At 70.9% G+C, this 21,323-nt stretch carries 19 protein-coding genes and 1 pseudogene; 7 read left to right on the plus strand and 13 right to left on the minus strand.

The genetic code is table 11. The features are described 5' to 3' along the window. Nucleotide 1 precedes the first annotated feature (1 nt). The 4 genes from argF to ABIA33_RS16285 form a co-directional block, all read right to left on the minus strand. Nucleotides 2–1,030 (minus strand): ornithine carbamoyltransferase, encoded by a 1,029-nt coding sequence (gene argF, locus ABIA33_RS16270; RefSeq protein ID WP_370082008.1) that lies wholly within the window; start codon nt 1,028–1,030, stop codon nt 2–4. A gap of 34 nt (nt 1,031–1,064) precedes the next feature. Beyond that, nucleotides 1,065–2,315, minus strand: a complete 1,251-nt coding sequence (locus ABIA33_RS16275; RefSeq protein WP_370082010.1) for an arginine deiminase — start codon at nt 2,313–2,315, stop codon at nt 1,065–1,067. 35 nt (nt 2,316–2,350) lie between these two features. Further along, entirely contained in the window at nt 2,351–3,682 is a 1,332-nt protein-coding gene (locus ABIA33_RS16280) for an amino acid permease (protein ID WP_370082062.1), read from the minus strand. A 107-nt stretch (nt 3,683–3,789) separates the two neighbouring features. Continuing rightward, nucleotides 3,790–4,650, minus strand: coding sequence for a slipin family protein (locus ABIA33_RS16285; RefSeq protein WP_370082012.1), 861 nt, complete (start codon nt 4,648–4,650; stop codon nt 3,790–3,792). 381 nt (nt 4,651–5,031) lie between these two features. Here ABIA33_RS16285 and ABIA33_RS16290 point away from each other — a divergent pair, with 381 nt between their 5' ends. The 3 genes from ABIA33_RS16290 (at nt 5,032) to ABIA33_RS16300 (ending at nt 7,886) form a co-directional block, all read left to right on the plus strand. Further along, nucleotides 5,032–5,805 (plus strand): GAF and ANTAR domain-containing protein, encoded by a 774-nt coding sequence (locus tag ABIA33_RS16290; RefSeq protein WP_370082014.1) that lies wholly within the window; start codon nt 5,032–5,034, stop codon nt 5,803–5,805. A 101-nt stretch (nt 5,806–5,906) separates the two neighbouring features. Next, complete coding sequence (locus ABIA33_RS16295) at nt 5,907–6,635, plus strand: ANTAR domain-containing protein (protein WP_370082016.1); 729 nt, start codon at nt 5,907–5,909, stop codon at nt 6,633–6,635. Between the two features lie 318 nt (nt 6,636–6,953). Next, nucleotides 6,954–7,886, plus strand: coding sequence for an acyl-CoA desaturase (locus ABIA33_RS16300; protein ID WP_370082064.1), 933 nt, complete (start codon nt 6,954–6,956; stop codon nt 7,884–7,886). A 178-nt stretch (nt 7,887–8,064) separates the two neighbouring features. Here ABIA33_RS16300 and ABIA33_RS16305 read toward each other — a convergent pair whose 3' ends face one another. Together ABIA33_RS16305 and ABIA33_RS16310 are read right to left on the minus strand one after the other, a co-directional pair. Continuing rightward, the gene (locus ABIA33_RS16305) at nt 8,065–8,736 is read right to left on the minus strand and encodes a hypothetical protein (protein WP_370082018.1); all 672 of its coding nucleotides are present in this window, start codon (nt 8,734–8,736) and stop codon (nt 8,065–8,067) included. A 311-nt stretch (nt 8,737–9,047) separates the two neighbouring features. Next, nucleotides 9,048–9,674, minus strand: a complete 627-nt coding sequence (locus tag ABIA33_RS16310; protein WP_370082020.1) for a maleylpyruvate isomerase family mycothiol-dependent enzyme — start codon at nt 9,672–9,674, stop codon at nt 9,048–9,050. Between the two features lie 149 nt (nt 9,675–9,823). Between ABIA33_RS16310 and ABIA33_RS16315 the strand changes: the two genes are divergently transcribed. Further along, nucleotides 9,824–11,578, plus strand: coding sequence for a gamma-glutamyltransferase family protein (locus tag ABIA33_RS16315; RefSeq protein WP_370082022.1), 1,755 nt, complete (start codon nt 9,824–9,826; stop codon nt 11,576–11,578). 40 nt (nt 11,579–11,618) lie between these two features. Here the strand turns inward: ABIA33_RS16315 and ABIA33_RS16320 are convergent, their stop codons facing one another. From ABIA33_RS16320 to ABIA33_RS16345, 6 genes are all read right to left on the minus strand, one after another. Then, entirely contained in the window at nt 11,619–12,413 is a 795-nt protein-coding gene (locus ABIA33_RS16320) for a maleylpyruvate isomerase family mycothiol-dependent enzyme (RefSeq protein ID WP_370082024.1), read from the minus strand. A gap of 111 nt (nt 12,414–12,524) precedes the next feature. Then, nucleotides 12,525–13,373, minus strand: coding sequence for an SAM-dependent methyltransferase (locus ABIA33_RS16325; RefSeq protein WP_370082026.1), 849 nt, complete (start codon nt 13,371–13,373; stop codon nt 12,525–12,527). 77 nt (nt 13,374–13,450) lie between these two features. Further along, on the minus strand, nt 13,451–14,437 hold the full coding sequence (locus ABIA33_RS16330; protein ID WP_370082028.1) for an NAD(P)-dependent alcohol dehydrogenase: 987 nt from the start codon (nt 14,435–14,437) through the stop codon (nt 13,451–13,453). Next, nucleotides 14,434–14,667: a helix-turn-helix transcriptional regulator gene (locus ABIA33_RS16335; RefSeq protein ID WP_370082030.1), complete on the minus strand. Its 234-nt coding sequence runs from the start codon at nt 14,665–14,667 to the stop codon at nt 14,434–14,436. Before ABIA33_RS16335 ends, ABIA33_RS16330 begins: the two co-directional genes overlap by 4 nt. Next, a complete protein-coding gene (locus ABIA33_RS16340) occupies nt 14,661–15,089 on the minus strand; it encodes a hypothetical protein (protein ID WP_370082032.1) in 429 nt (142 codons plus the stop codon). Before ABIA33_RS16340 ends, ABIA33_RS16335 begins: the two co-directional genes overlap by 7 nt. Before the next feature lie 138 nt (nt 15,090–15,227). Further along, nucleotides 15,228–16,007, minus strand: a complete 780-nt coding sequence (locus tag ABIA33_RS16345; protein WP_370082034.1) for an MBL fold metallo-hydrolase — start codon at nt 16,005–16,007, stop codon at nt 15,228–15,230. Between the two features lie 223 nt (nt 16,008–16,230). Here ABIA33_RS16345 and ABIA33_RS16350 point away from each other — a divergent pair, with 223 nt between their 5' ends. Next, nucleotides 16,231–16,908: an alpha/beta fold hydrolase gene (locus tag ABIA33_RS16350; protein WP_370082036.1), complete on the plus strand. Its 678-nt coding sequence runs from the start codon at nt 16,231–16,233 to the stop codon at nt 16,906–16,908. A gap of 102 nt (nt 16,909–17,010) precedes the next feature. After that, the gene (locus ABIA33_RS16355; RefSeq protein ID WP_370082038.1) at nt 17,011–18,756 is read left to right on the plus strand and encodes a peptide-N4-asparagine amidase; all 1,746 of its coding nucleotides are present in this window, start codon (nt 17,011–17,013) and stop codon (nt 18,754–18,756) included. An 18-nt stretch (nt 18,757–18,774) separates the two neighbouring features. Here ABIA33_RS16355 and ABIA33_RS16360 read toward each other — a convergent pair whose 3' ends face one another. Then, nucleotides 18,775–19,551: a M23 family metallopeptidase gene (locus ABIA33_RS16360; RefSeq protein ID WP_370082040.1), complete on the minus strand. Its 777-nt coding sequence runs from the start codon at nt 19,549–19,551 to the stop codon at nt 18,775–18,777. A 447-nt stretch (nt 19,552–19,998) separates the two neighbouring features. Here ABIA33_RS16360 and ABIA33_RS16365 point away from each other — a divergent pair. Further along, a pseudogene (locus ABIA33_RS16365) lies at nt 19,999–21,323 on the plus strand (hypothetical protein); the annotation flags it as partial.

The raw sequence follows: 21,323 nt of genomic DNA on the forward strand, positions 1-21,323 counted from the left end.
GTCAGTCGCCCAGCGCGGCGACGATGACCGCCTTGATGGTGTGCAGCCGGTTCGCCGCCTGGTCAAAAACCAGCGAGCTTGACGACTCGAAGACCTCGTCGGTCACCTCGGCGCCGTCCAGGCCGAACTGATCGAACAGGCGCTTCCCGAGCTGGGTGCTGCGGTCGTGCACGGCGGGCAGGCAGTGCAGGAACCTGGTGTCGGGCTTGCCCGAAGCCAGCATGACCTTCTCGGTGACCCGGTACGGGAGCAGCAGCGGGACCCGCTCACCCCATGTCTCGACCGACTCGCCCATGCTCACCCACACGTCGGTGTAGACGAAGTCGACGCCCGCGACGCCCTGTTCGACGTCCTCGGTCACCAACACCCGCGCGCCGCTGCTCTCGGCGAGCCGGTGGGCGGTGGCGATCACGTCGTCCGGGGGCCACAGGTCGCGGGGCGCTGCGATGCGCACGTCCATGCCCAGCAGTGCTCCGGTGACCAGGAGGGAGCGGGCGACATTGCTGCGCCCGTCGCCGAGGAAGCAGTAGCCGATCTGCTCCAGCGGGCCGGCGTGGTGCTCGGTCATGGTGAGGATGTCGGCCAGCATCTGGGTGGGATGCCAGGAGTCGGTGAGCCCGTTCCACACCGGAACCCCGGCGTGGTCGGCCAACTGCTCCACGGTGTCCTGGGCGAATCCGCGGAACTCGATGCCGTCGAACATCCGGCCCAGCACGCGGGCGGTGTCGCGGATCGACTCCTCATGTCCGATGTGGGAGCCGTCCGGCCCCAGGTAGGTGACGTGGGCGCCCTGGTCGTGGGCGGCGACCTCGAACGCGCACCGGGTGCGTGTGGAGCTCTTCTCGAAGACCAGGGCGATGTTCCTCCCCGTCATACGGGGGGTCTCGGTGCCCTCGGCCTTGGCGCGTTTGAGCTGCGCGGCCCGGGTGACCAGGGCCAGGAACTGCGGCTTGTCCAGGTCGAGTTCCTTGAGCAGGGAGCTGGGATCGCGGGTGGCGGTGGTCAGTTCGGTGGTCAGTACTTCGGTCATGTCAACGTCCTTGGCTCGGAGGGTGCGTGCGGAGTCAGATGCCGTCGCGCTGGGTGGGGCAGGTCATGCACCGGGCGCCGCCGCGCCCGCGGCCCAGTTCGCTGCCCGGGATGCTGATGACCTCGATGCCGTGCTCGCGCAGCATGGTGTTGGTCACGGTGTTGCGCTCGTAACCGACCACGACACCGGGAGCGACGGTGAGGAAGTTGTTGGCGTCGTCCCACTGTTCGCGTTCGGCGGCCCGGGCGTCCTCGTCGGCGGAAAGCACCCGGAGCTTGTCGATGCCCAGGGCGTCCGCGATGGCAGCGAACAGGTCGTCGCGCTGCTCGACGTGCAGGCCACCGGTGTCGCGTTCGACCGTCTCCGCCGGGTCGGCCGGGACGACCACCCAGGTCCGCAGGGCTTTCGGGTCGAGGTAGGGGTAGCGGACGAAGGTGTCGGTGTCGATCATGGTCAGCACGGTGTCCAGGTGCATGAAGGCGTGCGACCGGGGCAGCTGGACGGCAATCACCGTGCTGGCCTGGTGACTTCGGAACAGCTCACGGGCCAGGATCTCCACGCCCATGGGGGTGGTCCGCTCCCCCATCCCGATCAGTACGACGCCCCGCCCGAGGACGTGGATGTCCCCGCCCTCCAGCGTGGCGGGCTGGTGACCGGCGTCGTCGCCGCCGTAGTAGACCGGGAACGTCGCGCCGGCGAACAGCGGGTGGAACCGGTAGACGGCCCGGCTGTGCAGGGACTCGCGTTGCCGGGCCGGCTTGGCCATCGGGTTGATGGTGACCCCACCGTAGATCCAGGCGGAGTTGTCGCGTTGGAAGAGCGTGTTCGGCAACGGCGCCAGGACGAAGTCGTCCAGCCCGAGGGTCTGCCAGCGCAGGCTGCCCACCTGCAGCGGCGAGAGGTCCGCGCGGGTGACTCCGCCGATGAGCATCTCGGCGAGCGTCGCGGCGTCGGCCTCGTCGGCGAGACGGCGCAGCGGGGCGGCCAGCGTGGGTCCGACCTGCTCCGGGGCACAGATCCGGTCCAGCACGAACGCCCGGGCCTCGGGGAGTGCCAGGGTCTCGGCGAGCAGGACGTCGAAGTGGTGAACGGTCGTGCCACGATCGCGGAGCACCTGGGTGAACGCGTCGTGCTCCTCCCGTGCCTTCGCGGCCCAGAGCACATCGTCGAACAGCAGCTCGTCGCAGTTGCCGGGAGTCAGCCGGCTCAGCTCCAACCCCGGGCGGTGGACGATGGCTTCGCGCAGCCGGCCGACTTCGGAATGCACTCCGAGGGCGTCGGTCACGGGTGTCTCCTCGGCAGGTTGGACGTACGAGCGGGTCATTGCGGATGCCTTTCGGAGATACCGGAGGTGAAGGCGACGGCCTTGCCGTCGGCGGGGACGACCGGGGTCTCCCCGTACTCGCCGCGGCCCACCTTGAGCCAGATGTAGACAGGCAGTCCCAGCAGCAGGCAGAACAGGCCGTAGTAGACGGCCTGGTAGCCGCTTCCGGACAGGGACCAGAAGGAGAAGGCCAGGGCGACTGCGGACACCGCGCAGTCGCGGACCAGGTGCGGCCACTGCGTCCGCCGCCCCCGGGTGAGCAGCCAGTACAGCTGCGCACCGGCACTGAACAGGTAGGGGATGACTGCGGTGACCACGGACAGCAGCACCAGCGTGGTGAAGACCTTGTCGAACCGGGTGTAGCTGACGGCGGTGAGCACCGAGGCGAGCAGCGTCGAGCTGACGATGCCGAACACCGGTATGCCGCGGCGGGTGCGGGCGAATGCCGAGGGGAACAGCCGGTCCTTGGCCGCTGCCATCGGCATCTCGCCGACGATCAGGGTCCACCCGATCAGTGCGCCCAGCCCGGAGACGATCGCGGCGACCGCGACCGCCTGGCCGGCCCAGTGGCCGCCGAAGATCGCATCGGCCGAGTCGGTGAACGGGGCGGTGGACTTCCGCAGGGCGGCGTTGGACACGGTCCCGAAGACGGTCAGCGTGCCCAGGATGTAGACCACGGCGCAGCCGATGGTGCCCAGCACCGTGGCGCGGGCGACGTTGCGTTTCGGGTCGCGCACCCGGCCTGCCGCCACCGAAGCCGTCTCGATACCGATGTAGCTGAACAGCGCGATCGCCGCGGCAGCGGATATCGCCGCGCCGAACGACGTGCCGCTGGCGTTGAAGGAGCCAAAGTTGTGCGCCTTGATGAAGAGCAGGCCGACCGTGGCCATGAACAGCAAGGGCACGAACTTCAGCACGGTCGTCACGTTCTGGGTGATCGCCATGTTCCGCACGCCGGACAGGTTGATGACCGCCGGGATCCACAGCCCGACCATCGCGATGGCGATGGACCAGACCTTGGCGTGTCCGGTGTTCCAGAACACCTCCACATAGCCGACCCAGGCGACCACGATGGCGGCGTTGCCCGCCCACGCCGTGATCCAGTACGACCATGCGTTGAGGAATCCGGCGAAGTCCCCGAAGGCGTCCCTGGCGTAGACGTACGGACCGCCGGAACCCGGCACCCGCTTGGACAGCGCGCCGAAGGTGAAGGCCAGGGCCAGCGCGCCGATGGTGACCAGCACGAACGCGACCAGGCTGATCGGGCCGAACGGGGCGAGCGCGCTCGGCAGCGCGAAGACCCCCGTGCCGATCACCGAACCGACCACCAGCGCCGTCGCGGTCGGCAGGCCGAATCTCTGCTTCTTCGCGGTCTCCTCCGCGGCGTCCGGTACCACCGGACGCGCGTCGGAGGCTTCGTCGGTGACGTGCGTGCTCACGTGCGGCCTGCAATGACAGGTCCGCCGTTGACCGGCACCCGGGGCATGCCGGGCTTTGCCGCGTCCAGGGGCAGGGGCACGGACGGGGTCGCCGCTGCCGCCTCGCGGGCGAGGAAGGAGCCGAGTTCGCCGATGGTGCTCATGAGGGGTGCGGGGAAGACGACCGTGGTGTTCTTGTCGACGCCGATCTCGACCAGGCTCTGCAGGTTGCGCAGCTGCAGCGCGAGCGGGTGGGCCATCATGATGTCCGACGCGTCACCCAGTGCGGCAGCCGCCAGCGACTCGCCCTCGGCGTTGATGATCTTCGCTCGCTTCTCCCGCTCCGCCTCGGCCTGGCGGGCCATCGCGCGCTTCATGCTGTCGGGCAGCTGGATGTCCTTCAGCTCGACCAGGGTCACCTGCACGCCCCACTCGACCGTGGTCACGTCGAGGATCTCGCGGATGTCCAGGTTGATGGTGTCGGTCTCGGACAACGTCTCGTCCAGGGTGTGCTGGCCGACGACCTTGCGCAGCGTGGTCTGGGCGATCTGGTCGATCGCCGCGTAGACGTTCTCGATCGCGACGACGGACTTCACCGCGTCCACCACGCGGAAGTAGGCGACCGCGGAGACGTCGACACTGACGTTGTCACGCGTGATGATCCCCTGGGACTGGATGGGCATCGTGACGATCCGCAGCGACACCCGGTGCAGCACGTCGACGAACGGGACGATCACCCGAAGCCCCGGCCCCCGCGAGCCGAGCACCCGTCCCAGCCGGAACAGCACCCCCTGCTCGTACTGCTTGACCACTTTCACCGACAGGCCAAAGACCAGCAGGAGTGCCAGGAGAACAATGACGATGATCAGAAAAGCCATGACGCGCCTCGGTTCAGATTGCGTTGGGTCGGAGTGCGTTGGGTCGGAGTGCGTTAGGTCGGAGTGCGTTGGGATCGTGAAGGTCGGCTCGCAGCGGGAATCGCCGTCGGCTTCATCGTGGTGTCGGGGGCCGGACGCGGCGCAGGGCCCTCCGGGGCCGGGTGGCGCGCCGGTGGTCCCGTAGATCGAGGCTGAACGGCGCGCTTACGGCCTGGGGAGCGGGACTATGCTGCTGGACAGACGTCCCAGACCCCGGCGGCGCGTACCTGCTCGGCACGCAAGTCCCGGCACCTGGAAGCGAGGCGTCATGCCCGTCCCACGGAGCTTCAGCACCCGCTCCCGCACCGCTCGACCAGGAGACACGGGACCAAGGGCTCTCCGGTGACGGCCGGCAGCAGGCTGGTCCGGATCCGGGTACTGGTGGCCGAACACGCGGCTCGACGAGGCGCCCGGGTCGGGGTGGTGGATGTGTGCACCGCCGTGGTCGCGGGGTTGCCGGTCGGCGGAGCCGGAGTGTCGGTCATGTCTCCGACCATGGCCGGATTCCCGGTCTGCAGTACCGACGGGATCAGCGAGCAGCTGGAGGAACTGCAGCTCACCCTGGGCGAGGGGCCGTGCGTGGACGCCTTCGACCTCGGTGTCGCGGTTCTGGCACCCGATCTGGGGACCGCTCAGATCCAGGGCAGGTGGCCGATGTTTGCCTCTGCCGCCTGGGAGGCCGGAGCACGTGCGGTGTTCGCGTTCCCCCTGCAGATCGGGGCCATCCGCCCGGGAGTCCTCGATCTGTACTCTCGAACGACCGGCGCGCTGGGCCCCGAGGAGCTCGCCGACGCCGCGGTCTTCGCCGACACCGCGACCCGGGTACTGCTGGACACCAGGATCGACCGTCCGACCGACGGACCGGAATGGCCGGACGGTGGGAGCTCCCCGGACGGAAGCCTGGTGGACCTGGACGGGTACCGGGCCGAGATCGACCAGGCCACCGGCATGATCACGCAACAACTCGGGGTCGGCATCGAAGAGGCGTTCATCCGGCTCCGTGCCCACGCCTACGCCCATGGACGCCGACTCACCGAGGTGGCCGAGGATGTGGTGGCGCGCCGGCTCCGCTTCCACCCGGACCTGCGGCCTCCCCCGACTGACGGCGAGCGGTGAAGCCGTCACACCGGCCCGGCGACCGGACCCCGGATGACCGGACCGCAGCTTCCCGTTCCCTCCCCCGGGGGCTAGTCTCGTCTCAACAGAGGGTGCCCCTGATGGATGATCAGCTACTGGCCAAGACCTTCGTCGAACTGGCGGACAACCTGGTCGCCGACTTCGACCTGATCGACTTCCTGCGCCTACTGGCCGACCGCTGCGTGGGCATGCTCGGCGTGAGCGCGGCCGGCGTGCTGCTGGCCGGACCCGGGGGCGAGCTGCGGGTGATGGCCGCTTCCAACGAGCAGGTACGGCTGCTGGAACTCTTCCAGCTCCAGAACCACGAAGGGCCGTGCCTGGAGTGCTTCCGCACCGGTGTGCCGGTGACCGTCGCCGACCTGACCACGGAGGCACAGCGCTGGCCGCGCTTCGTCGCCCAGGCTCGCCTCAGCGGATTCACCGCCGTCCAGGCCCTGCCGATGCGCCTGCGCGACGAGGTCGTCGGAGCGCTGAACCTCTTCCGAACGATTCCGGGCCCCTTCGACCCGGCTCACACGCCGCTCGCACAGGCCCTCGCCGACGTCGCCACCATCAGCCTCCTGCAGCAGCGCTCCACCCAGCGCAGCAGCCTCCTCAACGAGCAGCTGCAGACCGCGCTCAACAGTCGTGTCGTGATCGAGCAGGCGAAGGGGAAACTCGCCGAACGCCTCGGTCTCGACATGGAGCAGGCGTTCACCGCACTGCGCGGCTACGCCCGTGCGCACAACCGTCGTCTGTCCGATGTGGCCCGAGCCTTCGTCGACGGCTCCGACCCTCTCCCCGGCATCACGCTCCGCCTCCCGATGTGAGCCGCGTGCTGACAGACCGACAGGCACCCACCGGCGCGGGAAAGGATGCGGCGTCGGGTGCTTTCGGCGGCGTCACGGACTACTCTGGCGAACAGGGCTCCTGCCGCTGCCGCTGCCATCGTGCGCGTCGCGCGGCCCAGAGGACTCCGATCCGCACGAGGATCCGCACGAGGACCTGCATCAGCTGCCCGAGACCCCGGCCGCGCCGAACACGAGACGGCCGAGGTGTTTCGAGTGCCCAGCAACAGCTCCACCGGAGTCGAGCCACTGATCGCGGCCCCTCCGCACGTGGAACCGCCGCCCGAGTACGACGGAACGATGCCGTTTCCGGTCGTGGAGCCGCTGTCCGGCGCACGCCCGGACCGCTGGCAACTCGCGGCGACAGCGGTGATCGTGGCGTTTCCGTTCCTGGCCGTGACGCTGGCCGGATGGGTGCTGTGGGGCCGCCTGATCGGGCCGGCGGACGTGCTGCTCGCCGCTTCCTTCTACCTCGTCACCGGCCTGGGGGTGACGGTGGGTTTTCACCGCTGCCTGACCCATCACAGCTTCACCGCCGCGCCCGCGCTGCGCGTGGCGCTGGCGACCGCGGGGTCGATGAGCTTCCAGGGTGACGTGATCGGCTGGGTCGCCACCCATCGCCGCCACCACGCCTTCACCGATCGGCCAGGCGATCCGCACTCGCCGTTCCGCTACGGAACCACCCTGCGCGGCCAACTCCGTGGCCTCGTCCATGCCCATATCGGCTGGCTGTTCACCGCTGATCTCACCCCGGCCGAACGCTACGCGCCCGATCTGCTCGCGGACCGGAACACGCGGGCGGTCTCGATCGCGTTCCCTGCGCTGTGCGTCCTCTCCCTCGCGCTGCCCTTTGGAGCGGGGTGGGCGATCGGCGGCAGCCTGCACGACGCGCTGACGGCCCTGTTGTGGGCCGGGCTGGTCCGTATCGTCGTGCTGCAACATGTGACCTGGAGCGTGAACTCGCTGTGCCACATGATCGGCGAGCGACCCTTCCGCACCCGGCCGCACGACCGGGCCACCAACCTGTGGCCGCTCGCGCTGCTGTCGTTCGGGGAGAGCTGGCACAACCTGCACCACGCCGATCCCACCTGCGCCCGCCACGGTGTCGACCGCGGGCAGATCGACCCGTCGGCCGCGCTCATCCGCCTGTTCGAGCTGCTCGGCTGGGCCACCGACGTCCGCTGGGCCGCCCCGGGCCGGATCGAAGCCCGCCGCCGGGTGAACTCGGCCTAACGACCTGGGGAGCGATAGGGCTCGGGTCAGCGCTCGCCGTCCGGTGCCTTCGATTGCAAGGCGCCGGGACGCCCTTGTAGCGGAGCTACTTGGGCGTTTCGGCAACGCGGCAAGCGGAGGTGCCGGACGGCGAGCGCTGACCCGAGCCCTATCGCTCCCCAGGTCGTAACCGTCAGGCTCAGCCCGAGCACCACCACAGGAAGTGGTTCTTGCAGCTCGGCGAGGCGGAGGGAGTGGGCGACGCGGGGCTCGAGGAGGGGGCGGAGGGCGAGTGTGTCGCCGGTCCCTGACCGGTGGGCGAGGACGAGTCCGTCGCCGTCCGCGAACTGCTCGGCCGGCTCGACGCCGAGCTGGCGCCGGCGCTCGCCGAGTGCGAAGCCGTCGCGGAGGCCTTGGCGGTGGGCCGGTGCGAGGCGGTGGCCCCGAAGGCGGGCGTGGTCGCGGCCGGGTCACCGGCGGAGGGGCTCACACCCGCGCTACCGGTCGGGGTGTTCTGCATCGCGGCGGCGGGAGAGCCGGCGGCGGGCGACGGCGTGGAGACGAGCACGAGCGCGCCGAGGCCGCCGACGCTGACGAGTCCCGCCGCAGCCAGCGTCAGCACCCGTCTGCGGCGCCTGCGCTGACGTTCGCGCTCGCGGGAGAACTGGCGGGTGGACTGACGGGCGGATTGGCGGCGCGAGCCGCCACCGGGCGCCGCGTCCGCCGCCGGATCGCCGTACGCGGCTGCGGACTGAGTGGCCTCGACAGGCGGGTTCTCGGCCGGGGTCGCCAACACCTCTGCGGCGCGCCCGCATCCAGGGCAGGAGAGGGCACCGTTGAGATGGCGCCTGCAGGTTGAGCAGTAGTTCATACGTTCTTCCGTGCAGGGTGCTGGGCGCAGGATGCTGGTGGTCCTTGTCCGGGTGGACTTCCCCTGCAGCCTAGGGTGGCAGGGACATGGTCGAATAGATGATCCACGTGTGATTTCTGGGGAGAAACGGTGCACGTCACCGCCCGCGCGAGCGCATCGAGGATCAAGTGGCAGGGATCGCCGGTCGCCTGGCGCCATTGATCGCATACATGCCATGCTTGGTGCCGCGCTCCCCCGGGACGCGTGAGGCGCCCCACGCCCCGTGGCTGTGGGGCGCCGTCGCGGGGTTGGTCCCCGCCCGTTCCGGCGAGCTACATGCGCGCGCTCAGGGTGGTCACTCCGTCACCGTGCAGGTCCTCCAGGGCCGCCCGGCGACCCGTCATCGCCAGCAGGAGCGAGGCCATCGGGCCGACGACCTCCGGTCCCGCCCCGGTCGACCAGTCGGCGTCGACCGCCCGTAGCCGGAGGCCCTCGATCCGGCGTTTGGCGCCGATCAGCAGGTTCGACCCCCGGTAGAAGTCGGCGGCCCGGGCCAGCGCGTCGGTGGGGTACTCGCGACTGAGGCCGAGCGGTTTACGGAAGTCCTCGCCGTGCACCAGCGCCTCGCCGAGCATGGCGTCCACCGGGCCGGGCGGACTGGTGACTGCCTCCAGTCGCTCGCTGAAGCGGCTCAGGTTGTCCTCCACCGTGCCCGAGTTCATCTCCGCGATGTCCTTGGCCGTCATCGTCTGGAAGCTGAATCCGGCGCCTGCCAGCTTCCCGAAGAACCGCCCGGGGGTCATCATCGAGGTGGCGGTGAGGTGCGCGAACACGTCACGTACCGTCCAGCCCGCGCAGAGCGACGGGGTGGACCACTGATCGGCGTCGAGCGTCCGCGCGTCGGCGAGCAGGGCCCGCCGCTCGGCGTGGATCATCGGCCAGGGACTGGTCGTCGCCATGACTGGCACTCCTCTTCTGGCGACTGGGCCGGCTGCTGATCAGCCCGCACAGCTCCTTTGCCTCCTTCGTAGCACGTCCGGGGCCGCCACGCCGCACAGAAGCGGGCGCCCTCTTCCGCGGGCGGCGCGGAGCACCGAGGATCACCCGTATGTTCACCACGCGACCGACGCTGCAGGGCACCTTCGGCATGGCGTCCTCGACGCACTGGCTCGCCTCCCAGTCGGCGATGGCCGTGCTGGAGGACGGCGGCAACGCCTTCGACGCGGCGGTCGCCGCCGGTTTCGTGCTGCACGTCGTCGAACCGCACCTGAACGGTCCGGCCGGCGAGGTGCCGATCATCCTCGCCCCGGCCGGCGCGGAGGTGCGGGTGCTGTGCGGACAGGGGCCGGCGCCCGCCGGGGCGACCATCGGTCACTACCGCTCGCTCGGGCTCGACCTCGTCCCGGGGACCGGGCCGCTCGCCGCCGCGGTGCCGGGCGCCTTCGACGCGTGGATGGTGCTGCTGCGCGACTACGGCACGAAGTCCCTGGCCGAGGTGCTGACCTACGCCATCGGCTACGCCGAGCACGGGCACCCGCCGGTTCCTGGCGTCGGCGCGACCGTGGAGGCGGTGCGGGAGCTCTTCGAGACCGAGTGGACGACGTCGGCCGCGCTGTACCTGCCCGCGCCGCGCCCCGGCGCGCTGTTCCGGAACCCGGCACTCGCGGGCACCTGGCGCCGCCTGCTGCGCGAGACCGCCGGGATGTCCCGCGAGGCCGGAATCGAGGCGGCGCGGCGGGTGTGGCGCGAGGGCTTCATCGGCGAGGCCCTCGCCGACTTCGCCGCCCGGCCCGCGATGGACACCTCCGGCAGGCGCCACGCTGCCACGCTCACCGGCGACGATCTGACCGCCTACCGGGCCCGGTACGAGTCCCCGGCGACCTACGAGTGGAACGGGTGGACCGTGTGCAAGGCCGGCCCGTGGAGTCAGGGACCGGTGTTCCTGCAGCAACTCGCCCTGCTTCCGCATGCGTTGGCATACGGCTCGGCCGAGTACGTGCACGTCCTGGTCGAGGGCTCCAAACTGGCCATGGCCGACCGCGAGGCCTGGTACGGCGACGCCGCCGACGTGCCACTCAACGACCTGCTCTCCCCCGCGTACAACGACGGGCGCCGAGCCCTCGTCGAGACCAAGGCGTCGTACGAGCTCCGTCCGGGAAGCCCCGGCGGCCGAGCGCCGCGCCTGCCGGAGTACCTCGACCACGACCTCGCCGCCCTCCCCGAGCACAACCCCCTCGGCGCGGGCGAACCCACCGTCGGCGCCGACGGGCTGACCAGGGGCGACACCTGCCATCTCGACGTGGTCGACCGCTGGGGCAACATGGTCGCGGCGACTCCGAGCGGCGGCTGGCTCCAGTCCAACCCGGTGATCCCCTCGCTCGGCTTCCCGCTCGGCACCCGGCTGCAGATGACCTGGCTGCAGCCCGGACTCGCCAACTCCCTCACCCCCGGCCGCCGTCCGCGTACCACTCTGACTCCCTCACTCGCGCTGCGGGGCGGCGAAGCGGTGCTGGCGTTCGGCACGCCCGGCGGCGACCAGCAGGACCAGTGGTCCCTGCACTTCTTCCTCGGCCTGGCGCTCGGCGGTCTCGGCCTCCAGGCTGCCATCGACGCCCCGAACTGGCACAACGACAGCTTTCCCGGCTCGTTCCACCCCCGGACGATGCGGCCCGGCAGCGTGACCGTCGAGTCGCGCGTGGGCGAAGCCGCGATCGCCGAGCTGCGCAGCCGCGGGCACGACGTCACGGTCGGCGCGCCCTGGTCCGAGGGGCGCCTGTGCGCGGTCGCCCGCGACCCGGAGACCGGGATACTCTCCGCGGCCGCCAACCCGCGCGGCATGCAGGGCTACGCGGTCGGCCGGTGACCGGACCGCACCAGCGGGTGGCACCGCCTCGATGGGGGGTTCAGAACTCGGAGTTGGCGAACCAGAGCTCGAGCAGCTCCTGGTCCCCGCGGCACTCGACAGCCTCCGCGCCGCGGTCGAGCCGGCCGTACAGGAGCAGCAGCAGATCCGCGGCGCTTCCCTCGACAGTCGCGTCGGCGGGAACCGCCGCGGGGTCGGTGTCCGGGTCGACGCCGAAGCCGTCCGGCCTCAGCCGGACCAGCCAGTCGCCGTCCCGGTCGGTGCAGCGGAAGCGGACGGTCCGGTGGTCGCCGCGCAGGTTGGCCACGTTCGGTGCGAAGAGTGTGGCGAAGGGCAGGTTGACCAGGAACTCGTCGACGCCGTCGGCCGCGAGCTCAGGGTCGACGGCGGGCCGCAGGCCGAGCGCGAGCTCCGCATCGACCCGGTGCACCAGCGTCTCGAACAGCATCCGGCGCACCCAGAACTCGGCGTGCTGATCGACGCCCCAGGCCCACATCGGAGCCCGCGGGTCGGTACCGGCGATGGCGCCGGCGGCCTCGGCGGCGCTGGCCGCCAGCCAGTCGGCGTAGCCGTCCTCGTGCTCGGGCAGGCGCAGTTCCACGTCACGTGACGTGGGCCGCTCCTGCACGAGCGCGCGCAGCAGGACGGAGAACCAGCGCTGCACGCTGCCGGCGTGCCTGACCAGGTCGACGAGCGTCCATCCCGGACAGCTGGGCACCGGAGTCGCCAGGTCGACGCCCTTGACCAGGGCCACGAACCTGGCGGTCTCCGCCGCGACGGCCGCGCTGTGGTCGACCGGGACCGAACCGGGCCCCGACTGGTCCGTTGTACTCATGGCGCGCGCCTTCCTGCTGTCCTGGCCACCCGGCGGGTCAGGTTCCTGCCGCCAGCCTGTCACAGCGCGGGACCCCGGGCCGACCGCGCTACCGCGCTTGATCGCACCGCGCTACCCGCGCTTGATCGCCACCCCGGCGTAGCCGGCGACCTCCTCGCGGGTCATGACCCGGTCGTCCTCGTGGCCGTCGGTACGCCACTCGTGCACGGGCACGATGCCCGGCTCGACGAGCTCCATGCCGTCGAAGAAGCGCAGCACCTCGTCGTGGGTGCGGGAGGTGATGTTCAGCCCGGACTGGGTGTAGACGGCCTCGATGGACCGTGCGATCTCGGGGGGCATGAGCTCGCCGGTGCCGTGGGTCAGGATCAGGACGCTGCCGGGCGCCAGCTCGGCTTTGAACTGCCCGAGCAGGTCCAGCGGATGATCGCCGTCGGCGAAGAAGTGCAGCAGCGCGACGGCCAGCAGTGCCACCGGCTGCGACAGGTCGAGCAGTTCCTTGGTCTGCGGCGCGTTCAGGATCGACCCGGGGTCGCGGAAGTCGGCGTCGACGTACGCGGTGCGGCCCTGCGGGGTGCCCTTGAGCAGCGCGCGGGCGTGGGCGAGCACGATGGGGTCGTTGTCGACGTAGACCACGCGGGACTCGGGGGCGACGGCCTGTGCCACCTCGTGCGTGTTGTTGGACGCCGGTATGCCGGTGCCGATGTCCAGGAACTGGCGGATGCCCAGCTCGCTGGCGAAACGCACGGCCCGGCCGAGGAAGCGCCGGTTCGCCCGAGAGCCCGCGGGCGCGCTGGGGAGCAGTTCGACGACCTTCGCCGCGGCGGCCCGGTCGGCGGGGAAGTTGTCCTTGCCGCCGAGGTAGTAGTCGTACATCCGGGCGGGATGGGGGATGTCGGTGCGCAGCTCGGCGCTCGGCGCCGAATCGCCGTCCGGCACTCCGCGGTTCCAGGTGTCGGACATTCGCCTGATCCTCCCCATTCAACAAGCCGTGTGATGCGACATGGTGACGTCGCATCACCTACGTGACGGTGGACATGCTACTGGCCCGGGCCGTACACCTGGACGACGATCTTGCCGCGGGCGTGGCCCTCCTTCAGGTGGCGGACGGCTTCGGGGACGTCGGCGAGTGGGTAGGTCCGGTCGATGACGGGTGTCACCGAGCCGGCCTCGATGAGTTCCGCGAGGAGCCGGAGGTCGGTGTGGCGCTGCGTGGAGACGAGCCCGCGCAGCCGGTGGCCGACAAACGGTGACAGCAGGAGCGCCCGCAGTTGCCGGTCGGTGCCGCCGATCCAGGTGCCGCTGCCTTCGCCGCCGACGATGACGAGGGTGCCGCGCGGGGTGAGGGCGCGGCGGAGCCGCGTGAGGGGGCGGTTGCCCGCGGTGTCGAGGACGAGGTCGTAGCGGCTGGTTCCGTCGGTGGGGTCCTCGCGGGTGTAGTCGATGACCTCGTCGGCGCCGATGGAGCGGACCAGGTCCGCCTTGTCGGTGCTGCAGACGCCGGTGACGTGAGCGCCCCAGGCCTTGGCCAGTTGGACTGCGTAGCTGCCCACGCCGCCCGCCGCGCCGATGACGAGGACGGTCTGGCCCTCCCGAAGCCGTCCGCTGTCACGCAGGGCCTGGAGGGCGGTGCAGGCGGAGAGCGGGACGGCTGCCGCCTGTTCGTAGGCGAGGTTCCGCGGTTTGTGCGCGAGCGTGTCCTCCTTGGCGCACGCGTACTCGGCGAATGCCCCGGGGCAGCTGCCGTACACCTCGTCACCAGGGCGCAGGCGGGTGACATTCGGGCCGACGGCCTCCACCCGTCCTGCGACGTCCAGGCCCCGGACCCGGACCTTGGGCGCCCGGAGGCCGAAGCCCATGGCGCGGATCAGGTACGGCAGGCCCGCCGTGAGGTGCCAGACGCCCGGATCGACGGCCGCCGCATGCACCCGTATCAGCACCTCGCCGCTGCCGGGCACCGGCTGCTCGATCTCTTCGAGTCGCAGGACCTCGGGCGGGCCGTAGGTGTCGTGAACGATGGCCTTCATGGAGCGTCTCCCTCGGGATCGGGGTACTGGAACACGGCGTCGAGCGGGACGGTGAACACATGGGCGATCTGGAAGGCCATCTCCAGTGAGGGCGAGTAGCGGCCCTGCTCGATGGCGATGACGGTCTGCCGGGTGACGCCGATTCGGCGGGCGAGCTCCGCCTGGGTCATCTCGCCATGGGCGAAGCGCAGTGCTCGGATCGCGTTGGTGACCCTGGTCGGCCTCACCACGGGTGGAAGCCCAGCCGGTAGGCGACGATCTTCGCGGTTGATCCGAGGATCGCCGACAGGACGAAGGCCAGATAGATGGCGTTGGCGATCCAGAACCGGTCGAAGCCGGCCATCGCCAGGACGAGACCGGCGACGCCGCCGAGCACCACGAACGACTGTCCGATGTACTCGCCGAACCGGTGGATCTCCCGGTCGCGCTGATCCTTGGTGTTCGCGCCCTCGGGCGAGAACGTCGCCACCGTGATGTGGAGCACGATGGACGAGACGATCGCTGCGCCGACCGTCCACAGCAGTGCGGACACATAGGGCGCCTGAGCGAGCGGCAGGCCGGCGGGCCGCCCGAGGACGACGGTCAGGTACGTCGCGTACGAGGCGATCGTCACCAGCAGCATGATCCAGGCGCGTTTCTCTTCGACTGCCACTCCCGCTCCTCATGTAAAGAAAACCTGACACTCAGGAGTGTCAAGCAACCTCGACATGATGTCAAGTTTTCTGTACCTCGCGAGGAGCGATACAAGCGACCGGCATGCACCGGTCGGCCCTGCGGCGGGGTGCCCGGGTCAGGGATGGGGTCCCGCGAGCACGCTGGGCTGGGCAACGAAGTCCGCCTCGGGACCGAACCGCGCCTCGAGGCCGTCGGCGAGAGCGGTCAGGGCGCGGGCGCCGTCGCCGTGGAACGAGGACCCGTGCATGACGGCGAGGGTTCGCGGCTGGAGGTCTGCGAGCGAGCGGAGCGAGGCCGTGGTTGCCGTCAGGCAGGAGATCTGACGGAACATCTGCTCGGAATCCAGCGCCGGCTCGACGAGGTCGCCCTCGGTCACGGCCGGGCCGTTGCCCACATGGGTGAACAGGTCGCCGCAGAACAGTGTTCGAGTGGTCTCCTCGAACAGCACATGCGCGTCCCAGCCGTGCGGCACGTGCGGAGTGTTGATGTTGCGCACCTGCCGGCGCACCTGCTTCCCGCCCAGGTCCAGGGTCTCGCCGTCGGCCATCGGCCGTGGCGGGCGGTCCGCGAGGTCGTTGACGGAGACCAGGCAGCCCACCGTGCTGTGGGCCACTTCGGCGCGAGGCGCTGCGTTCAGGAACTCGTTCATGGCCCCGCACTCGTCCGCCTCGACGTGTCCAAACGCCACCCAGCGCAGCCGTTCGAGCGGCACCACGCGGCGGACTGCCGCGGAGACGGCGGGAAAGAGGCTGCGCATACCCGTGTGGAAGAGCAGCGGTTCCTCTGCCGAGATCAGGAACTGGTTGAAGGTGAAGCCCGCCGGCGGCGCCGCCTCGGGGACGAAGGTCGAGATTCGGTAGATGCCTTCGGCGATCTCATCAAGGCGTGTCTCCACGGTGCGCTCCTCGTCATCCTCACCAGACCGCGGCCTCGTCCCCGGTCTCGTCCCGGTCCGGCGCGCGGTCCCGTCCTACCTGATCCCTCGACAGGTCTTTTCCCCACGGGGCGGGACATGCGCTCCGGGTCGCTCGTTCAGCCCAGTCCCCGGCCACGCGGGCGAGCCTGGTTGTAGCGTGTTTGACCTGGTCCTGGTCCTGGGTGGGATGAAGGAGACGCGCGTGGCAACCTACGTACTCATTCCTGGTGCCGACGGTCGCGCCTGGTACTGGCACCGGGTCGTGCCCGAGCTGCGCCGACGGGGACACGACGTGGTGGCCGTGGACCTGCCCGAGGGCAACTCGGCGGGGCTCGCCGAGTACGCGGACGCCGTGGTCCAGGCGATCGGCGACCGCAGCAGCGGCCTGATCCTGGTGGCCCAGTCGCTCGCCGGATTCACCGCGCCGCTGGTCTGCGAACGGGTGGCGGTCGACGAGTTGGTGCTGGTCAACGCCATGGTGCCGACCTACGGCGAGACAGCGGGCCAGTGGTGGGGCAACACCGGCCAGGCTGCGGCGCGCGCGGAGCGGGCCGAGCGTGAGGGACGCGGGCCGGACGCCGAGTTCGATCTGCGTGTCGACTTCTTCCACGATGTTCCGCCGGAGGTCACCGAGGAGGCACTGGCACCCGAGGTCTCCGGACCGTCGGATGCTCTGTTCACCGAACCATGGCCGTTGCGGGAGTGGCCGGACGTCCCCACGCGGTTCCTGCAGGGCCGCGACGACCGGTTCTTTCCGATCGAGTTCCAGCGCCGGATCGTGAAGGAGCGACTGGGAATCGCGGTGGAGGAGATGCCTGGCGGGCATCTCTCCGCCCTCAGCCGACCGGCCGAGCTGGCCGAGCTGATCTGCCGTCATTAGAGCCGAGGGCGTCCTCCTCTGCCCCCTTGTGCATGTACGGTCATTGGGTGCAAGGTCCTCCGAGTACCGAGTTCGCAGTCACGACCGGTGGGAGGCAGTCGGATGGGCGCGTTGGGTCTGGTGCGCAAGCTCGGGGTGCTCGGCGCGGCCGCCGTGCTTCTCGCGACGGCACTCGGTGCGGGGGCGGCCCGGGCCGACGGTGCTCCGATCGAGACCGGCTACCAGAACCCGGTCACCGCCCTGCCTCCGGTCAGCCGCCCGGACACGCCGCACTGCACCGTCACCGTCATGCAGAACGACTTCGCCAACACGATCAGCTCTCCGCCCTACACCGGCACCGTCACCCCGCCCGCAGGGTGCGCGGGCCCGTGGAACAAGGTGGTCCTCGACTGGTCGGGCAGCGTCCAGGGACGGCAGTACGACCGGCTGGCCGCCGTCTGGATCGGCGGGGCAGAAGTACTGCGCACCAGCACCCCGGAACCCACCGCCGCCGGGATCAGCTGGCACCTGGAGAAGGACGTCAGCGGCTTCATCCCGCTGCTGCGCGACAGCCAGCCGCTGGCGGTGTCGCTGGCCAACGTGGTGAACGCGACCTACACCGGCGTCTACCACATGACGTTGAGCCTGACCTACTACCAGGCCGACCGGCACCATCCGGCCGCCCGCACCGCCGACCAGGTGGTACCGCTCTCCTCGGATCCGACCGGAGCCGGTTGGTACTACCTCAACCCCGGCCAGTCCGCGGCCAGGACGGTGACCCTGCCCCGTAACCTCACCCGGGTGCGGATGGAGGTCTACGCCCGCGGCGGTGGATGCGACGAGCAGTGGTTCGACTCGGTCCCGTCCGACCTGGCCGCCAAGTACCCCGACTACCTCTGCGGCGGCGGACCCTACCGCGAGGTGCAGGTCGCCGTGGACGGCAGGCCGGCCGGGATCGCCCAGCCCTACCCGGTCGTCTACTCCGGCGGCATCGTGCCGACGCTGTGGCGGCCGATCCCGGCGGTCGACCAGTTCGTCACCCAGGCGTACGACATCGACCTCACCCCCTTCGCCGGAGCGCTGGTCGACGGCAAGCCGCACACCTTCACCATCACCCCCTACGGAGCCGCCGACGGCTGGACCGTCGACGGGACGCTCTTCCTCGACACCGACCACGGCGCGGCCAGCACCCACGGCGCGCTGACCGGCGACACGCTCTCGGTGAGCCCGACCGTCACCACCACCGAGACCCCCGGCAGCGGGAGCAGCGCCGGCACCACCACCGTCGGCGTCACCGCCCACCGCGACTGGAGGACCGCCGGCTGGCTGCAGACCTCCCAGGGCAGGATCACCACGACGGTGTCCCAGCACGCCGTCTACGCGAACACCGATGCGGTGTCCTCCGGCGGCCAGCGGCAGGTGATGACCCAGCAGCAGTACGGCGCCACGACCGTGACGACGACCCGCGGCGACGGTCGTCCGGTCAGCCTGCGCCACGCCTGGTCGTACCCGATCACCGTGGACTCCGACGTCCCGCTGTTCACCGACGGGAACAACTACTCGCTCGCGGCGACGGTCTCCCAGGGCCGGATACTGCTCGACAGCATCCGCGAGGGCGACCACTGGCGGCCCACCGCCGTCACCGACGACCACGTCGACGCCACCGGTGTGCTCGCCCGCAGCGCGGGCGTGATCACGGCCGCCGACGGGACCGGCTCCGAGCACTACCTGGGGACCACGGACAGCGGCGCCTGCTACGACCGGAGCATCGAGGCGGCGCACGGCTATGTGACGTCCGACCGGCAGTGGTCCTGCGGCTGGGGCGCTCTCTCCGGGGTCGCGGCCGGACCGGACCGACCCGGCGCGTGAGCCCGGGGCGGGCACGGGTCAGAAGTTCCGCGCGCCCCGCGCCGACAGGTAGCGGATCGGGTCGACGACGGCCCCGTACTCGTCGATGGTGCGGATCTCGAAGTGGAGATGCGGCCCCGTGGTGTTGCCGGTGTTCCCCGACAGGCCGACGCACTGACCCGCCGTCACCGGCTGCCCCTCCCCCACCCGGATCACGGACATGTGCGCGTACAGGGCGAACTGCCCGCCCAGCAGCCGCAGCACGACCATCCGTCCGTAGGCTCCGCCGTACCGTGCGGTCTCGACCACCGCGGACCCGACCGCCAGCAGCGGTGTGCCCACGTCCACGGCGAAGTCCACACCAGTGTGGTAGCCCGCGGCGTACTCGGAGTCGGGGACGCCGAACGGCTGGCTGATCGCGGCGCCGGGGGCCGGGGCGTACCAGGACGGGGCGGCAGGTCGGGCCGGTCGAGCGGCCCGCACCGGCACGCTGTCCTGGCTGAACCGGACGCTGTAGTGCGCGTTGAACCGGGCGAACCCCGGGTGCACCGGGTGGAACTTCGGGAGAGCCGGCGCCGCCGGTCGGGCCGGGGCTCGCGCGTGTCCCGATCCGAGGACCGGGCGCTCGGGGCCCGCTGGGTGAGCCGCCTGCGGCACGACGGCGGCCGGGAGCAGCGCGCCGAAGGTGGCGGCGAGAAGCGTCCGCCAACCGATCCCGGACCTGCGGCGCCGGGCCACCCGCCGGACAGGCCGGCGCCCGTCGTCAGCGACGCGCTTGGCGACGGGACGTTCGAGGGCGGGACGTTGAAACAGCATGGGAGGGCAGGCACCTCGCGGACGAGCCGGAGTCAGCTGTCCACGCCGACCTCTGACCACCCGAAGGCTAGGGACGCGCGACGGCGGGCAGCGCACGCCGCTCGGGAAGGCGGGCCATTCGGACGAACGCGCTGACCCTTCCGGCGGACGGCATCCACCGACGGCCCCCGGCCAGGCCGGGTCCGGGCGACGGTCGCCGCGGGCGGCTGCCGGCGGCTGCGGGCGCGAAGCTGCCGGGCGGCAGGCCGCCATTCCCGTGACTTCGCAGGGCAGAGAACGCCGGGGTGCGTGCGCGGCCCGAGCGCTCACCCGTATCGTGGGCGTTCGCGCCGTAGGGAAAGCCGCGCCGGGCGGTCCATCCGACAGGAACTGTCCAGTGGCAGGTCGCCTGCTGCGCTGCCACCGGCCTCCACGCCGCAGTCCTTCCTGCCACGAATCGGACTACATATGACCGCGCTCCACCTGCCCAGTACCGACGAGACCTCCCCGTCTACCGCAGCCGTAGCGGATGGTGACTCTCAGCCAGGCGTCCGCGAGGATCTGCTGAGCTACGCCTCGCTCGGCGGCTTCACACTGACCGCCGAGACCCACGCCTGGTACGCGGCCGTCGACACCATCGGCAGCCCCGAAGACGCCCGCGCCGCCTCGACCGTCCTCGCCGAGCTGCGCGGTCGCGACCTTCCCGCGGCCCGCGCTGCCGCGGTTCGGCTGCTCGCTGAGACGACGCTCGGTGAGCTGGACAGCGTCGCCACCGTCACCCGGGCGGTCGCGCTGCTGCTCCGTGTCCGGACGACCCTCGCGACGCTGACCCCCGCGGTCTACGAGGCCGAGGACCTGGACGGCCTCGTCGCGGCCACGGAGAGCGGCAAGTCGCGCAAGGCGCGGGGGGTGAAGCTCTCCTGGGGACGACGTCTCACTCTCGGCTCGGCGGCTCGCGGCCTGGCCGCGTCCAAGCGGATCCGACGGGCGGCGCTGCATGCCGCGCTGGCGTCGGCGGCGAGGGAGCGTGCCGACTGGGCGGCGCTCGCGCCGTCCGGCGCGGGCCCTGCACTGCCTGCCGACGACACCATCCTGGACGACGCCGCCCAGGCCATCGACGCCGCGGCGTCCGGGCTGCGGGAGCTCGGCCGGCTCCTGCCGGAGCGCAACCCCGCTGCGCTTCCCTTCGAGGAACTGGTGGACCTCCTCGACCGCCTCGCCGCGGACGAGGGAACGCTCTACCGGCTGCCCACGCTCCGGACGCTGCGCACGGGTCTTGAGGAGCAGGGCTTCGAGGGCCTGCTGAAGGAGCTGACCACGCGGCAGGCCGACAGCGAGGCGGTGGCCGACACCTGCGACCGGCTCTTCCCGGACGAGACGGACGTACGGCAGGCGCTGGTCCCCGAACCGCGGGACGGCGCTGCCGCCACGGTCGAGATCGAGGCGGCTCCCGCCGCAGAGGTCGAGATCGAGGCGGAGCCCGAGGTCGCGGTCGAGGCAGAGGTCGCGGTCGCGGTCGCGGTCGCGGTCGCGGCTGAGGCTGAGATCGAAGCTGAGACTGAGGTCGAGGCCGAGCCTGAGGTCGACACCGATGTCTCGGTCGAAGCTGAGGTAGAGGCTGAGCCCATCGCCGACGTCGAGGTGGAGCCCGAGGCAAAGGCTGAGGTTGTCCCCGACGTCTCGGTCGAAGCAGAGCCGGAGGCTGAGCCCACTGCAGAGGTCGAGGCCAAGCCCGTCGCAGACGTCGTGGTCGAGCCAGCAGTCGAGGCAGAGGCCGAGGTCATCGCCGACGT

The organism is Streptacidiphilus sp. MAP12-16 (assembly GCF_041262165.1).
Taxonomy (GTDB): Bacteria; Actinomycetota; Actinomycetes; order Streptomycetales; family Streptomycetaceae; genus Streptacidiphilus.

Coding starts and splice junctions, on each gene's coding strand:
- argF (WP_370082008.1), bottom strand. CDS start 1,030: ATGACCGAAGTACTGACCACCGAACTGACCACCGCCACCCGCGATCCC.
- ABIA33_RS16285 (WP_370082012.1), bottom strand. CDS start 4,650: ATGGCTTTTCTGATCATCGTCATTGTTCTCCTGGCACTCCTGCTGGTC.
- ABIA33_RS16295 (WP_370082016.1), top strand. CDS start 5,907: ATGGATGATCAGCTACTGGCCAAGACCTTCGTCGAACTGGCGGACAAC.
- ABIA33_RS16300 (WP_370082064.1), top strand. CDS start 6,954: ATGCCGTTTCCGGTCGTGGAGCCGCTGTCCGGCGCACGCCCGGACCGC.
- ABIA33_RS16305 (WP_370082018.1), bottom strand. CDS start 8,736: ATGAACTACTGCTCAACCTGCAGGCGCCATCTCAACGGTGCCCTCTCC.
- ABIA33_RS16310 (WP_370082020.1), bottom strand. CDS start 9,674: ATGGCGACGACCAGTCCCTGGCCGATGATCCACGCCGAGCGGCGGGCC.
- ABIA33_RS16315 (WP_370082022.1), top strand. CDS start 9,824: ATGTTCACCACGCGACCGACGCTGCAGGGCACCTTCGGCATGGCGTCC.
- ABIA33_RS16320 (WP_370082024.1), bottom strand. CDS start 12,413: ATGAGTACAACGGACCAGTCGGGGCCCGGTTCGGTCCCGGTCGACCAC.
- ABIA33_RS16325 (WP_370082026.1), bottom strand. CDS start 13,373: ATGTCCGACACCTGGAACCGCGGAGTGCCGGACGGCGATTCGGCGCCG.
- ABIA33_RS16330 (WP_370082028.1), bottom strand. CDS start 14,437: ATGAAGGCCATCGTTCACGACACCTACGGCCCGCCCGAGGTCCTGCGA.
- ABIA33_RS16355 (WP_370082038.1), top strand. CDS start 17,011: ATGGGCGCGTTGGGTCTGGTGCGCAAGCTCGGGGTGCTCGGCGCGGCC.
- ABIA33_RS16360 (WP_370082040.1), bottom strand. CDS start 19,551: ATGCTGTTTCAACGTCCCGCCCTCGAACGTCCCGTCGCCAAGCGCGTC.